The organism is Streptomyces sp. NPDC016459, assembly GCF_040632845.1.
Lineage (GTDB): Bacteria > Actinomycetota > Actinomycetes > Streptomycetales > Streptomycetaceae > Streptomyces.
Genome location: NZ_JBEYCR010000001.1, coordinates 604,842 through 618,858, shown reverse-complemented (window position 1 = coordinate 618,858; position 14,017 = coordinate 604,842). Strand labels below are relative to the sequence as shown.

Sequence of the window (14,017 nt, the reverse complement as noted above, 5' to 3'; positions counted from 1 at the left end):
CGTCCCACACTGGAGGTCCCGGTGACGACACGTGGAGTCCTGTACGTTCACTCCGCCCCGCGCGCGCTGTGCCCGCACGTCGAATGGGCGGTCGCGGGTGTCCTCGGTGCGAGGGTCCAGCTCGACTGGATCCGCCAGCCGGCGTCCCCCGGCACCTGGAGAGCCGAGTTCTCCTGGCAGGGCCGCACCGGCACCGCCTCCGAACTCGCCTCCGCACTGCGCGGCTGGCAGATGCTCCGCTTCGAGGTCACCGCGGAACCCTGCCCGACCGCCGAGGGCGAGCGCTACAGCGCCACCCCCGACCTGGGCATCTTCCATGCCGTCACCGGCATGCACGGCGACATCCTGATCCCCGAGGACCGGCTGCGGGCCGCCCTCGCGCGCTCCGCGCAGGGCGAGACCCAGCTGGAGGCGGAGATCGCCAAACTCCTCGGGAAGCCCTGGGACGACGAACTGGAGCCCTTCCGGTACGCGGGCGAGGGTGCGCCCGTCCGCTGGCTCCACCAGGTCGTCTGACGGGCCTTCACCGGCGCGCTGGAGATTCCGCACCGGGCGAGCAGGGGCACGCCGGGCGGGAGAGACGTGACACGTGACGGTACAGCGGGCGCCGCGTTCGGGGCGGCGGCGGCCTTCCTGGGGGGCGGCAGTGGCCGGCGGAGCCTGGCGACGGGGCGCTGGCAGCGGACCCTGCCCACAGGGTGCGGCACCCTGGCGCTCGACGCCGACGCCACCCGTACCCTCGTCGTCGAACAGTGCGGCAAGAGGGCCCGGCTCCTCGTCCTCGACACCCGTACCGGAACCCAGCGGTGAGTGCGCGACCTGCCCGTCGAGTCGAAGGCCTCCGCGTCGGTCGTCTCCGTCTCCCCGGCCGTCGTCGCCGTCGACGAAGCGGACGCCCGGGGCACCCACGCCTTCCTCGGCTTCGACCACAAGGGCGCCCCGACCGTGACCGTGCCGATCACAACCAGGTCCTGCTCCAGACCGAACCGGCCGCCTTCGCGCTGCGCTGACCCACCGAAAAGGCCCACCCCCGGGCCGGGGGTGGGCCTTCGTCAGATGCCGGGCGGTGTCACACCGTGCGGAACGCCAGCACCACGTTGTGGCCGCCGAAGCCGAAGCTGTTGGCCTCTTCCTCGTGCGTCCCTCGCGCCGCTTCGCGGGCTTCGGGGCGCTGTGCCGGACTCCGTCCGGCCGGTGCTGCCGGGTGTCAGACCGTGCGGAACGCCAGCACCACGTTGTGGCCGCCGAAGCCGAAGCTGTTGTTGATCGCGGCGATCGTGCCCTGCGGGAGTTCGCGGGGCTCGTCGCGGACGATGTCCGCTTCGACGGCCGGGTCCAGGTCGTCGATGTTGATCGTGGGCGGGGCCAGGCGGTGGTGGAGCGCCAGGACCGTCGCGACGGTCTCGATGCCGCCCGCGCCGCCGAGGAGGTGGCCGGTCATCGACTTCGTCGCGGAGATCGCGACGTGGTCGAGGTCGTCGCCCAGGACCTTCCGCAGCGCCTTGATCTCGGCGACGTCACCCTGCGGCGTCGACGTGGCGTGCGCGTTGAGGTGGACGACCTCCGACGGCTTGAGGTCCGTCGCGTCCAGCAGGTTCTGCATCGCGGCGGCGATGCCCCGGCCGGTCGGCTCGGGCTGCGCGATGTGGTGGCTGTCGGCCGACAGGCCCTGGCCGAGGACCTCGCAGTAGATGCGCGCGCCGCGCGCCTTCGCGTGCTCCTCGGACTCCAGGATCACGACGCCCGCGCCCTCGCCGAGCACGAAGCCGTCACGGCCGGTGTCGTAGGGACGCGAGGCCTTCGTCGGCTCGTCGTTGTTCTTGGACATCGCCATCATGTTGGCGAAGGCGGCGATCGGCAGCGGGTGGATCGCGGCCTCGGTACCACCGGCGACGACCACGTCGGCACGGCCGGTACGGATCATCTCGACGGCGTAGCCGATCGCCTCGGCACCCGACGCGCACGCGGAGACCGGGGTGTGGACACCGGCTCGGGCGTTCACCTCGAGGCCCACGTTGGCGGAGGGGCTGTTCGGCATGAGCATGGGCACGGTGTGCGGGGACACGCGGCGGACGCCCTTGTCCTTCAGCACGTCGTACTGGTCGAGCAGGGTGGTGACACCGCCGATGCCGGAGGCGATGACGGAGCCGAGCCGCTCGGGAACGATCGTTTCATCGTCGCCGGCCGGAGCGGTGTAGCCCGCGTCGGCCCATGCCTCACGGGCCGCGATCACGGCGAACTGCGCCGAGCGGTCCAGCTTGCGGGCGAGCGGGCGGGGCAGGACGTCGCCGGGGTCGACGGCGGCCGTCGCGGCGATCTGGACGGGCAGTTCGGCGAAGCGCTCGCCCTCCAGGGGCCTGACGCCGGAACGTCCCGCGATCAGACCTTCCCAGGTCGATGCGGAGTCGCCACCCAGCGGTGTCGTTGCGCCGATACCGGTGACGACCACGGTGCGATTGGTCGAGCTCACAGGAATTCGTTCTCCATGTGTGTGATGGTCGGAATACGGCGCCACCGCCGGGTGGCGGACCGAGTCAGCTGGGGCCGAATCAGGCCTGGTGCTTCAGGATGTAGTCGGCAGCGTCGCCGACCGTCTTGAGGTTCTTGACGTCCTCGTCCGGAATCTTGACGTCGAAGCGCTCTTCGGCGGCGACGACGACCTCGACCATGGACAGCGAGTCGACGTCCAGGTCGTCGGTGAAGGACTTGTCCAGCTGGACGTCCTCGACCGGGATGCCGGCGATCTCGTTGACGATCTCGGCGAGGCCTTCGACGATCTGGTCCTGGGTGGCGGCCATGGTGGCGCTCCTTCTTGTGATTGCTTGGGTACGGGCTTCCGGGAGAACCGGAGTGCCTAGGGGAGGGTAACGACCGTCGCGGCAAAGACGAGACCCGCCCCGAAGCCGATGAGGAGCGCCGTGTCGCCGCTCTTCGCCTGGCCGGTCGCCAGGAGTCGTTCCATCGCGAGCGGAATCGACGCCGCCGACGTGTTGCCGGTGGTCTCGACGTCGCGGGCGACCGTGACGTGCTCCGGAAGCTTCAGCGTCTTCACCATCGAGTCGATGATCCGCATGTTCGCCTGGTGCGGGATGAAGACGTCCAGGTCGTCCGCCGAGATGCCGGCGGCGTCCAGCGCCTGCTGGGCGACCTTCGCCATCTCGAAGACGGCCCAGCGGAAGACCGCCTGGCCCTCCTGCGTGATGGCGGGGAACTTGATCTCGCCCCGCTCGTTGAGGGGCAGCTTCGAGACGTCGCCGGTGGGGGTCCCCCCGCTCGAGCGAAGCCGAGAGTGGGGGAGGAATTCGTTCCACGGGACGGTCTGCTTGATCGTCTCGGACTTGTCGCCCTCGGAGCCCCAGACGGTCGGGCCGATGTGCGGTACGTCGGAGGGGCCGACGACCACGGCGCCGGCGCCGTCGCCGAACAGGAAGGCCGTCGCGCGGTCCTCCAGGTCCGTCAGGTCGCTGAGCCGCTCGACACCGATGACCAGGACGTACTCGGCGGAACCCTCGACGATCATGCCCTTGGCGAGGGTCAGGCCGTAGCCGAAACCCGCGCAGCCGGCGGAGATGTCGAACGCGGCCGGCTTCCCGGCGCCGATCTTGTCGGCGATCTCGGTGGCGACGGCCGGGGTCTGCTTGAAGTGCGAGACCGTGGAGACGATCACGGCGCCGATCTGGTCCGGGTCGATCCCGGCGGCGGCGATGGCCTTGCCCGAGGCCTCCACCGACATGGCGGCAACGGTCTCCTCGGGCGAGGCCCAGTGCCGGGTGGCGATTCCGGAGCGCGAGCGGATCCACTCGTCGGACGAGTCGATCGTCTCGAGGATCACCTCGTTCGGCACGACCCGGGTGGGGCGGTAGCCGCCCACACCGAGGATCCGTGCGTACGGGGCGCCCTTGCTGGGCTTGATCTTCGACATGCTTCTCGACACTCCTTGTCAGACGGCCGCGTGCTCAGCGATGAGCGTACGGGCCGCGTCGAGGTCGTCAGGAGTCTTGAGGGCGACCGTGGCGACGCCCTTGAGGGCCCGCTTGGCGATGCCGGTGAGGGTGCCGCCGGGGCACACCTCGATCAGCGCGGTCGCACCCAGATCCTGGAAGGTCTCCATGCACAGGTCCCAGCGGACCGGGTTGGCGACCTGGCCGACCAGACGCGCCACGACCTCGGCGCCGTCGCTGACGACCCGGCCGTCCTTGTTGGAGACGTAACGGGTGGTCGGCGCGGCCGGGGACAGCTCACTCGCCGCCGCCTCCAGCTTCGCCACGGCCGGGGCCATGTGGTGGGTGTGGAAGGCGCCGGCGACCTTCAGCGCGACGACCCGGCGGACACCCTCGGGCATGTCGCCCTCCAGGGCCGCGAGCTGCTCCAGCGTGCCGGCGGCCACGATCTGGCCGGCGCCGTTCACGTTGGCCGGGGTCAGGCCCAGCTTCTCCAGGTGCGGGACGGTCACCTCGGGGTCGCCGCCGAGCAGCGCCGACATACCGGTCGGGGTGATCGCCGCGGCCTCGGCCATGGCGAGCCCGCGGGTCCGTACGAGACGCAGCGCGGCGGTGTCGTCGAGCACACCCGCGAACGCGGCGGCGGTGAACTCGCCGACGCTGTGGCCGGCGACGATGCCGGGCGACCACTCGCCGAGCGCGGCGGCGGACAGCAGGCCGGCGGCGACGAGGAGGGGCTGTGCCACGGCGGTGTCACGGATCTCGTCCGCGTCCGCCTTCGTGCCGTAGTGGGCGAGGTCGAGCCCGATGGCGTCGGACCAGGCCGCGACGCGGTCGGCGGCACCGGGGAGTTCGAGCCAGGGGGTCAGGAAGCCGGGCGTCTGGGCGCCTTGGCCGGGAGCGACGAGTACGAGCACCCTCACACTCTCTCTTGGGGACGGCTCCGAGCGCCCGTGGGGACAGGGACGAAGAACCGTCGGGGTAATTGTTGGTGTTCGACAAAAGTCTAGGACTGCGGATCTCCGTCGGCCAAGCGTCCCAGGATGAGCGCGATCCGCAGGGTGAACGCGGAGCGGACATCGGAGGGTGACCAGCCGGTGACGTCGGTCACACGCCGAAGCCGGTAGCGCACGGTGTTCGGGTGGACGAAGAGCATTCTGGCCGCGCCTTCCAGGCTGCTGGCCTGCTCCAGGTAGACACTGAGAGTTTCGAGGAGCGCCGAGCCCGCTTCCTCCAGCGGTCTGTAGATCTCCTCCACCAACTGCTCGCGCGCCGAAGGGTCGGAGGCGATGGCGCGCTCCGGCAGCAGATCGTCCGCGAGGACGGGCCGGGGGGCGTCCTGCCAGGCCGTGCACGCCTTGAGTCCGGCCGCCGCCGCCTGCGCGGAGCGGGTCGCGGCGAGCAGGTCGGGGACGACGGGACCCGCGACGACCGGGCCCGCCGCGTACGGGCCGATCAGGGCCTTCGCCACGGCCAGCGGGTTGTCGTTGCCGCCCGCGATGACGACCAGACGGTCACCGAGCACACCGGTGAGGACCTGGAGCTTGGCGTGCCGGGCAGCCCTCCGGATCGCCTCCACCGTCAGTTCGCTGTCACCGTCGGGAGCCGTGCCGAGGATCACGCACACATGATCCGGGGAGTTCCAGCCGAGGGCCGCCGCGCGGGAGACGGCGCCCTGGTCGGCCTCGCCGGAGAGGACCGCGTTCACCACGAGCGATTCGAGGCGCGCGTCCCAGGCGCCCCGGGCCTCGGCGGCCTGCGCGTACACCTGGGCCGTCGCGAACGCGATCTCCCGGGCGTAGACGAGGAGTGCCTCACGGAGCACCGACTCGTCGCCGGGGGCGGCGACCTCCTCGATCGCCGACTCCATGACCTCGATCGTGGTGCGGACCATCTCCACGGTCTGGCGCAGGGTGATCGCCCGGGTCAGCTCGCGGGGCGCCGTGCCGAAGACGTCCGTCGAGATCGCCTGCGGGGTCTCGGGGTGCCGGAACCACTCCGTGAAAGCGGCGATACCGGCCTGGGCGACCAGACCGATCCACGACCTGTTCTCGGGCGGCATCGCCCGGTACCACGGCAACGTCTCGTCCATGCGGGCAATGGCGTTGGCGGCGAGCCGCCCGGAGGACTGTTCGAGACGCTTCAGGGTCGCGGTGTGCGGGTGAGGGACTTTCGTGGGTTCTGGCACGGGGACAAGACTGCCTTATCGGGACGGCGGTGTGCGGGGTCGGGGCGTGTTCCCCTCCGGGTGCGGCACTAGCGTGGGGCCCGTGACACGTATCCAGCGCGCCGCCGAGCGGTACCCCGGGGGCGACCCCGCGGCCGGGATCGAGACCCGGCACGCCCTGTCCTTCGGGCCGCACTACGACCCGGACAACCTCCGCTTCGGCGCCCTCCTCGCCTGCAACGAGGAGCGGCTCGCGCCCGGCGCCGGATTCGACGAGCACCCGCACAGCCACACCGAGATCGTGACCTGGGTCGTCGAGGGCGAACTGACCCACCACGACACGGCCGGCCACACCACGGTCGTCCGCGCGGGCGACCTCCAGCGGCTCAGCGCCGCCGACGGCGTCCGGCACGTCGAGCGCAACGACGCCGACGTGCCCCTGGTCTTCGTACAGATGTGGCTCGCGCCGCTGTCACCGGCCGGGGAACCGTCGTACGAGGTGGTCCGCGGCCTCGACGGGCCGTACGCCCTGCCGGCTGCGGGCGCGGTCCTGCACGTCCACCGCCTGAGGGCGGGCGCCTCCACCCCCGTACCGGAGGCGGGTGACGTCTACGTCCACGTGGTGCGGGGGGCGGTACGGCTCGGCCTCGAGGACCTGGCCCCCGGCGACGCGGCCAGGCTCACCGACGCCAGGGGTCTCGGGCTCGCCGCGACGGAAGAAGCGGAAGTCCTGCTCTGGGAGATGGGGGCGCGCTAGCCGCCCGCACCGACCTCAGCGCACCGCGCTCCTGCGCTGCCAGTCCGCCCAGCTCAGGTTCCACGCCCCGTATCCGTTCCCCTCGGCGACGACCCCCTTCGTGTCGCGCCCGGTGATCTCGAACGGGTCCCCGACGTTCACCGAGGCGTAGAAGGACGCCGCGTCGGCGTCGCTCATGCCGATGCAGCCCGAGCTCATGTTGGCGTTGCCGAAGTACCTCGCGTTCCACGGCGCCGCGTGCGCGTACATCCCCGACCACGTCAGCCGCATCGAGTGGTCGACGTCCTTGTCGTACGCGTCCCCGAGGCCCACCGTCTCCGAGTTCATGTTGATGGTGCCCTCCTTCGCCATCAGGACGGCCGTACCCCGCCAGGACCGCTTGTCGCCGCCCGGGGTGCCCCCGGAGACCGGGATCGTACGGACGGTGCGGCCGTCCCGCCGCAGGGTCAGCGTGTGCCGGTCCAGGTCGACCTTCACGATCTGCGCGGCGCCGATCGTGAAGCCGGTGCGGTAGTCCCGTACGAACCAGCCGCCGCCCGAATCCGTGCCGTTCAGGTCCGCCTCCAGGGTGACCTTCGTGCCGGGCCTCCAGTACTCCCGGGGACGCCAGTCGGCCCGGTCCCGGCCCGAGTAGTCCTTGACCCACCCCCAGGACCCCTCGGTGGCGTTCGACGTCGTCACCTTCAACTGCCGTTCCACGTCCGCCTTCCGCGTCACCGGCAGGTCGAAGACGATCGACAGCGGATGCCCGATGCCCACCGTGCTGTTCCTGCCCGGCGTCAGGGTCAGCTTGTTGACCCGCTCCGGCTCCGGGGTGGTGAAGGAGGACCGGGTCGTCGACTCCTTGCCGTCGGCCGTACGGGAGGTCACCTCCACCGTGTACGAGGAACCGGGCGCCGCCTTGCGGTCCGAGACCCAGCGGGTGCCGCCCGCGCCCGTACGGCCGGTGAGCGCCCCGCCGTCCGAGTCGGCCACCTTGACAACGGCGATCGTGCCGCCCGACGCGGTCACGGTCACCGGCCGGCCCGCCGCCGGGTCCACGACGGTCACCTTCGCCCGGGGAGCGGCCGAGGCGGGGCCGCCCGCCCGTGGAGGGCCGTCCGCCGCCTGCGCCGAACAGGCCGTGAGGGAGACGCTCAGCGCCACTGCGGCGAGAAGGGGACGGGGGGTGCGTATGCGGGTGTGGATGCGCGGCACGGAGGACCTCCGCAGGAGAGAGGAGCGAGTGGGATGTTTCGGACTGTAGGGCGGCTGCGGCCCCCGAGGGCCGTGCGGAGCCCCTGTGACGAGGGCTGCGACGGAACGGTCATGGTCCGGTCACATCGACCGCGCGCTTCCGTCGAATCCGGCTGTGAGCCTGCTGTGCGCCCCACCACCGAGGGGCGGAACCAGGAGGCTCCCGTTGTGTCAGCGCTGCTCGTGACGGCCGCACCCGCCGACCACCGCGCCCTGCGGCTCGGCCCCGTGACACCCGAGGTCTACCGTGCCTTCCTCGCCACCCGCTCCGGCGCCGACGGACCCAGCTTCCTCCAAGTCCCCTCCTGGGCCCACGTGAAGGATGGCTGGAGTCACCAACTCATCGGGTGGGGGCCCGAGTCAGGCGAGCTGACCGGTGTCGCCCTGGTGCTGCTCCGGCCCTTCCCCGGCACCCGCAAGTACTTCGCCTACCTTCCCGAAGGGCCCGTCGCCGACTGGTCCGACCCCGACGTCGACGGCTGGCTCGACCCGCTGCTCGGGCATCTGCGCGCCTCGGGCGCCTTCGCCGTACGCATCGGCCCCGGGCCCGCCCACCGCCGGTGGACCGCCGCCACCGTCAAGGCCGGCACCGGGCCCCGCCGCCGACTCGCCGACGTCCTCGCCGACGAGGTCGACCCGCTCGGCACCGTCGTCGCCGAACGCCTGCGGGCACGCGGCTGGCGCCGCTGCGGCGGCGAGTCCGAGGACGGCGCCGACGCCCAGCCCCGGCACGTCTTCCAGGTCCCGCTCGCCGGACGCACCACCGACGACCTGTGGAGCGGCCTCAACCAGGAGTGGCGCCGCAACGTCCGCAAGGCCCGCAGGTCCGGCGTCGAGGTCACCCTCGGATCGGCCGCCGACCTGCCCGAGTTCTACCGGCTGCTCCGCGTCACCGAGGAACGCGACGGTTTCCGGCTCGGCCGCTCCCTCGCGTACTACGAGCGCCAGTACGCCGTCCTCAACGCCGAACAGCCCGGCCGCATGAAGCTCTACCTGGCCCGCCACGAGGGCGAGATCCTCGCCGCCCACACCATGGTCACCGTCGGCGGCCGCGTCTGGTACCAGACCGGCGCGTCCGCCGACCACCGCCGCGAGGTCCGCCCCTCCAACGCCCTCCAGTGGCGCATGCTGCTCGACGCGCACGCCCTCGGCGCCGCCGTCTACGACCTGCGCGGGGTACCCTCCACCCTCGATCCGGACGACCGCGCCCACGGGCTCCTCCGCTGGAAGCTCGGCACCGGCGGCCAGGTCGTCGAGACGCTGGGGGAGTGGGAGACACCGATGCGAGGCACGACCAACCACGCGCTGTACCGCGCCTTCCAGACGTACCTGGCCCGCCGATGACGGCCACGCTCACCGCCGAACGCCCGCGGGCGAAGGGCACGCCGTCCGCCCTCCGCAGCGGTGCGCTCATGGCCGCCGGGTCGCTCGTCTCCCGCGCCACCGGCTTCGTCCGGGCGGCCGTCGTCGCGGCCGCCCTCGGCGCGGGCTACGTCGCCGACGGCTACGCGGTCGGCAACTCCGTCCCCACCATCGTCTACATGCTGCTCCTCGGCGGCGCCCTCAACGCGGTCTTCGTCCCCGAACTGGTCAAGGCCGCCAAGGAACACGAGGACGGCGGAGTCGCCTACACCGACCGGCTCCTCACCCTCTGCGCCCTCGCCCTGACCGTGATCACGGCCGGCGCGGTCCTCACCTCGCCCCTGATCGTCGACACGTACACCGACTACGCCGGCGAGCAGAGGGAGATGACGGTCGCCTTCGCGCGCGCGTGCCTGCCGCAGATCCTCTTCCTCGGGCTCTTCACCCTCCTCGGCCAGATCCTCAACGCCCGCGGCCGGTTCGGCGCCATGATGTGGACGCCCGTCCTCAACAACGTCGTCGTCGCCGTCTTCGCCCTCTTCCTCGTGGTGAGCGACGGCGGGACCCTCAGCCCCGGCGAGACCGCGCTCCTCGGCTGGGGCACCACCGCCGGCATCGCGCTCCAGGCCCTCGCCCTCGTGCCCTCGCTGCGCGCCGCCGGCTTCCGCTGGCGGCCCCGCCTCGACTGGCGCGGCAGCGGCCTCGGCGAGCCGCTGCGCTCGGCCGGCTGGCTGGTGCTGCTCGTCCTCACCAACCAGGCCGCGTACTGGGTGACCACCCTGCTCGCCACCTCGGCGGGCGAGTCCGTCAGCGGCGGAGGCCTCGCCGCGTACAACAACGCCTACCTGCTGTGGACCGTCCCGCACGGCATCATCACCGTCTCCCTCGTCACCGCGCTGCTGCCCCGGATGAGCGGCGCGGCCGCCGACGGCGACCTCGCGGCGGTCCGGCGGGACGTCTCGTACGCACTGCGGACCAGCTCGGCGGCGGTCGTCCCCGCGGCCTGCGCCCTCCTCGCGCTCGCCGTACCGCTGATGACGGTGGTCTTCCGGTACGGGGCGACCACCGGTGACGACATCCGCGCGATGTCCTGGATCCTGATGGCCTTCGCGCCCGGCCTGGTCGCCCTGTCCGGGCAGCACGTGTGCACCCGCGCCTTCTACGCCCTGCGCGACACCCGCACCCCGTTCCTGCTCAACCTGGTGATCGCCGGACTGAACGCGGCGCTGTCGTTCGCCGCCCACCAGTACCTGCCGACCCGCTGGGCCGTCGTCGGCATGGCGGCCGGGTACTCGCTGGCCCTGTGGGCCGGCTGGGCGCTCACGGCGTACGTCCTGCGGCGCCGGCTCGGCGGGACCCCGTCCGGCGGCGGCGCCGGACCCGCGCTCGTGCGGCTCCTCGCCGCGGCCGTGCCCGCCGCCGGGTACGGGTTCCTCGTCACCGACCTCACCGGCCCGGCGGGGGCGGTGCCGGCCGGACTCGCGGGCGCGCTGACGATCCTGACGGCCTTCGCGACGCTGGCCCACCCCCTCCGGCTCACCGAACTCCAGACGCTCCTGAGGTCCGGCACGACCCGCCTCCACCGCCGCTGACGCGGACGCCCCCCGACCCCGTCCCGTTCCAGCCCGTCCACCTTGGGATACTCCACAGATGCCCCGCGTGCTCCTCATAGAAGACGACCCCTCCGTCCGCGAAGGCGTCGAGCTCGGCCTCCGGCGCCGCGGGCACGAGGTGCGCACCGCGCCCACCGGGGAAGCCGGGCTCGACGCGCTCGCCGAGTTCCGGCCCGATCTGCTGCTGCTCGACCTGATGCTGCCCGGAATGAACGGCGTCCAGGTCTGCCGCCGCGTCCGCGAGAGCAGCCAGCTGCCGATCATCATGCTGACCGCCCGCGGCGACGACTTCGACGTCGTCATCGGCCTGGAGGCGGGCGCCGACGACTACATCGTCAAGCCCGCCCGTACCGAGGTCATCGAGGCCCGCATACGGGCCGTCCTGCGCCGCATCGAGGAACCGGCCGGCAGCAGGTCGGCCGTCGAGTCCCACGGCGAACTCTCCATCGACCGCGCCGGACTCACCGTCGCCAAGGCGGGCGAGCGCGTCGCCCTCGCCCCCTCCGAGCTGAAGCTGCTGCTGCACCTGACGGCCGCGCCCGAACAGGTCTTCAGCCGTCAGCAGCTCCTCGAACACGTCTGGGAGCACAGCTACCACGGCGACGCCCGCCTGGTCGACGCCTGCGTCCGGCGCCTGCGGAACAAGATCGAGGACACCCCGGGCGAACCCCGCTACATCCAGACCCTGCGCGGCTTCGGCTACCGCTTCGGACCCCTGTGAAGGCCTGTCTGCGCCCGGAGCCGGGCACCGGCCACGGGGCTCAGGACACGGACCGGGACGAGCCCGGCCGGGCCCCGCGACGGAAGGCACGCGCGCCCCGCCTCCGTCCCCACCCCTTCGGCCTGCGCACCCGTCTCGTCCTCGCGTTCCTGCTCGTCGCCGCCGTCGGCTGCGGCACCACCGCCGCCCTCACCTACCGGGCCGCCCGCACCGCCGTCCTGGAGCAGACCCAGGACACCGCCGTCTCGGCGTTCCGCGAGCAGGTCGACAACCTCTCCGTCGCGCTGCCCGTCGAGGCGGAACAGCTGCGGACCGCGCTCCTCCACATCGCCCGCCAGGGCAAGCCCCGCCCCTGGCGCGTCTACGCCGAGTACGGCACCCTCCGTGTCTCGTCCACCGACAGGCCGACCTCCTCCGTCATCACCCAGGAGCTGCGGGACCGCGCCACCGGCCAGACCACCCCGCACGGCAGCTTCCAGCGGGTCGTCAAGGGCGGCACCCCGTACCTCACCATCGCCGTGCCCGCCGTCTTCCACGCCCGGTCACCCGCGGGCCCGCCCCAGCGCACGGGCCTCGTCGTCTACGCGGTCCTGGACCTCACGGAGGAGGAGGCGAACATCGAGGCCATGGTCGCCGCCGCCCGCGACGGCGCCCTCCCCGCCCTCGCCGTAGCCCTGATCCCCGCGCTGATCGCCGCGCGCGGTGTGCTCCGCCCGGTACGGGAGTTGCGCCACGCGGCCCACAGCATGGGGCGCGGCCGCCTCGACACGCGTATCCACGCCAAGGGCAGCGACGAACTCTCCGACCTCGCCAGGACGTTCAACCAGTCCGCCGCCGAGCTGGAACGTTCCGTCGCGGAACTCCGCGACGCCGAGGCCCGCGCCCGCCGCTTCGCCTCCGACGTCTCGCACGAACTGCGCACCCCGCTCGCCGGGATGCTCGCCGTCACCGAGGTCCTCGACGAGGACGCCGGGAGCCTCGACAGCGACACCGCCCGCGCGGTCCGTCTGATCAGTGCCGAGACCGGGAAGCTCGCCGTGCTCGTCGAGGACCTCATGGAGATCTCCCGGTTCGACGCGCGGGCCGCCGAACTCCACACGGACGAGGTCGACGCCGCCGACTGCGTCCGCAAGACCCTCCAGCACCGGCACTGGACCGATCCGCAGCAGGTCGCCCCGTACCTCACCGAGGGCATCAGGGCCCGGCTCGACCCGCGCCGTTTCGACGTCGTCGTCGCCAACCTCGTCGGCAACGCGCTGCGGCACGGCGCAGCGCCGGTGACGGTCCGGCTGTACGCGGAGGGGGAGGAGCTGGTGACGGAGGTCGCCGACCGGGGCCCCGGCATCCACCCGGACGTCCTGCCGCACGTCTTCGACCGTTTCTACAAGGCGGACCAGGCCCGGACCCGCTCGGCGGGCAGCGGCCTGGGGCTCGCGATCACCCTGGAGAACGTCCGGCTGCACGGAGGCACCGTCACGGCCGCCGACCACCCCGGGGGCGGGGCGGTCTTCACCGTACGGATGCCCCTGTGAAGCGCCGGCCGGCCGGCGCGGCCCTGGCGTCCGTGGTGGCGGCCGCCGGCCTGGCGGCGCTCGCCGGCTGCGGCATACAGAACAGCGACGTCGTCGAAGCGGGCGGGGCCGCGACCGTCGTCGTCGCGCCGATCCCCGAGGAGCGGATGGTGCTCTTCTTCCTCGGCCCCGACGGCCTGCCGATGCCGGTGGTCCGCGAGGTCGGGCCTGCGGGCCCGGAGCCCACCCCCACGCCGGACGGCCCCGGCGACTCCGCCGTCCCCTTCGAGGGGTTCGGCCCGGGGTACGAGGTGGCCGCCGACGCCCGGACCGTCCGGGGCCTGCCCACCGACAAGGTCCTCGCCGCCCTCGTCGCGGGCCCCGGGCCCGCCGAGGCCGACGTCGGCATCACCACCGCCCTGCCGACGAGCGGGCAGGCGCCGCGGGTCGAGGCGATCGGGACCGGCGTGAAGGGGACCGTGACGGAAGGGCGCGTCGCGCTCAGGCTGCGGGCCCCGTTCTCCGTCGGGAGCCTCTCCGACGCGGCCGTCCGCCAACTGGTCTGCACGGCGGCGTACGCGGCGCACCCGGCCGGCGCGGTCGAGGTGTCCGTCGCCGGCGCGGACGGCACACTGCCGAACACCCGCTGCGACGACTGACGAACCGGGCCCGGGCGGCGGGCCCGCCGCTCAAACCCCCGGCACGTGCG

The 14,017-nt window shown here is 72.7% G+C and carries 14 protein-coding genes; 8 read left to right on the top strand and 6 right to left on the bottom strand.

Annotation, left to right across the window (positions count from 1 at the left end):
- Positions 1–21: 21 nt before the first annotated feature.
- Complete coding sequence (locus ABZ567_RS02840; protein WP_015033415.1) at positions 22–516, top strand: DUF3145 domain-containing protein; 495 nt, start codon at positions 22–24, stop codon at positions 514–516.
- 66 nt (positions 517–582) lie between these two features.
- The gene (locus tag ABZ567_RS02835) at positions 583–810 is read left to right on the top strand and encodes a hypothetical protein (RefSeq protein ID WP_360783855.1); all 228 of its coding nucleotides are present in this window, start codon (positions 583–585) and stop codon (positions 808–810) included.
- A gap of 397 nt (positions 811–1,207) precedes the next feature.
- Here ABZ567_RS02835 and fabF read toward each other — a convergent pair whose 3' ends face one another.
- From fabF to fasR, 5 genes are all read right to left on the bottom strand, one after another.
- Complete coding sequence (gene fabF / locus ABZ567_RS02830) at positions 1,208–2,470, bottom strand: beta-ketoacyl-ACP synthase II (protein WP_360783852.1); 1,263 nt, start codon at positions 2,468–2,470, stop codon at positions 1,208–1,210.
- 79 nt (positions 2,471–2,549) lie between these two features.
- On the bottom strand, positions 2,550–2,798 hold the full coding sequence (locus tag ABZ567_RS02825; protein ID WP_015033413.1) for an acyl carrier protein: 249 nt from the start codon (positions 2,796–2,798) through the stop codon (positions 2,550–2,552).
- 56 nt (positions 2,799–2,854) lie between these two features.
- Positions 2,855–3,922: a ketoacyl-ACP synthase III gene (locus ABZ567_RS02820; RefSeq protein WP_360783849.1), complete on the bottom strand. Its 1,068-nt coding sequence runs from the start codon at positions 3,920–3,922 to the stop codon at positions 2,855–2,857.
- An 18-nt stretch (positions 3,923–3,940) separates the two neighbouring features.
- The gene (locus ABZ567_RS02815; protein ID WP_360785007.1) at positions 3,941–4,858 is read right to left on the bottom strand and encodes an ACP S-malonyltransferase; all 918 of its coding nucleotides are present in this window, start codon (positions 4,856–4,858) and stop codon (positions 3,941–3,943) included.
- A gap of 89 nt (positions 4,859–4,947) precedes the next feature.
- Positions 4,948–6,129 carry a fatty acid biosynthesis transcriptional regulator FasR gene (fasR, locus tag ABZ567_RS02810; protein WP_360783846.1) on the bottom strand — a complete coding sequence of 394 codons (1,182 nt, stop codon included), beginning with the start codon at positions 6,127–6,129 and terminating at the stop codon, positions 4,948–4,950.
- 82 nt (positions 6,130–6,211) lie between these two features.
- On the opposite strand from fasR, the gene ABZ567_RS02805 reads away from it, so the two are divergent.
- Positions 6,212–6,865 carry a pirin family protein gene (locus ABZ567_RS02805; protein WP_360783843.1) on the top strand — a complete coding sequence of 218 codons (654 nt, stop codon included), beginning with the start codon at positions 6,212–6,214 and terminating at the stop codon, positions 6,863–6,865.
- Between the two features lie 15 nt (positions 6,866–6,880).
- On the opposite strand, the gene ABZ567_RS02800 is transcribed toward ABZ567_RS02805, so the two are convergent.
- Positions 6,881–8,062: an Ig-like domain-containing protein gene (locus ABZ567_RS02800; protein WP_360783841.1), complete on the bottom strand. Its 1,182-nt coding sequence runs from the start codon at positions 8,060–8,062 to the stop codon at positions 6,881–6,883.
- A 207-nt stretch (positions 8,063–8,269) separates the two neighbouring features.
- Between ABZ567_RS02800 and ABZ567_RS02795 the strand changes: the two genes are divergently transcribed.
- The 5 genes from ABZ567_RS02795 (at position 8,270) to ABZ567_RS02775 (ending at position 13,967) form a co-directional block, all read left to right on the top strand.
- Positions 8,270–9,445: a peptidoglycan bridge formation glycyltransferase FemA/FemB family protein gene (locus ABZ567_RS02795; RefSeq protein WP_360783837.1), complete on the top strand. Its 1,176-nt coding sequence runs from the start codon at positions 8,270–8,272 to the stop codon at positions 9,443–9,445.
- Positions 9,442–11,055, top strand: a complete 1,614-nt coding sequence (gene murJ / locus ABZ567_RS02790) for a murein biosynthesis integral membrane protein MurJ (protein WP_360783834.1) — start codon at positions 9,442–9,444, stop codon at positions 11,053–11,055. Before ABZ567_RS02795 ends, murJ begins: the two co-directional genes overlap by 4 nt.
- Before the next feature lie 58 nt (positions 11,056–11,113).
- A complete protein-coding gene (locus tag ABZ567_RS02785) occupies positions 11,114–11,797 on the top strand; it encodes a response regulator transcription factor (protein WP_360783831.1) in 684 nt (227 codons plus the stop codon).
- A gap of 122 nt (positions 11,798–11,919) precedes the next feature.
- Positions 11,920–13,329, top strand: coding sequence for a HAMP domain-containing sensor histidine kinase (locus ABZ567_RS02780; protein WP_360785005.1), 1,410 nt, complete (start codon positions 11,920–11,922; stop codon positions 13,327–13,329).
- Positions 13,326–13,967, top strand: a complete 642-nt coding sequence (locus ABZ567_RS02775; RefSeq protein ID WP_360783828.1) for a hypothetical protein — start codon at positions 13,326–13,328, stop codon at positions 13,965–13,967. The genes ABZ567_RS02780 and ABZ567_RS02775 overlap by 4 nt, the downstream gene beginning before the upstream one ends.
- The last annotated feature ends 50 nt before the right edge of the window (positions 13,968–14,017 follow it).

Coding starts and splice junctions, on each gene's coding strand:
- ABZ567_RS02825 (WP_015033413.1), bottom strand. CDS start 2,798: ATGGCCGCCACCCAGGACCAGATCGTCGAAGGCCTCGCCGAGATCGTC.
- ABZ567_RS02785 (WP_360783831.1), top strand. CDS start 11,114: ATGCCCCGCGTGCTCCTCATAGAAGACGACCCCTCCGTCCGCGAAGGC.
- murJ (WP_360783834.1), top strand. CDS start 9,442: ATGACGGCCACGCTCACCGCCGAACGCCCGCGGGCGAAGGGCACGCCG.
- ABZ567_RS02820 (WP_360783849.1), bottom strand. CDS start 3,922: ATGTCGAAGATCAAGCCCAGCAAGGGCGCCCCGTACGCACGGATCCTC.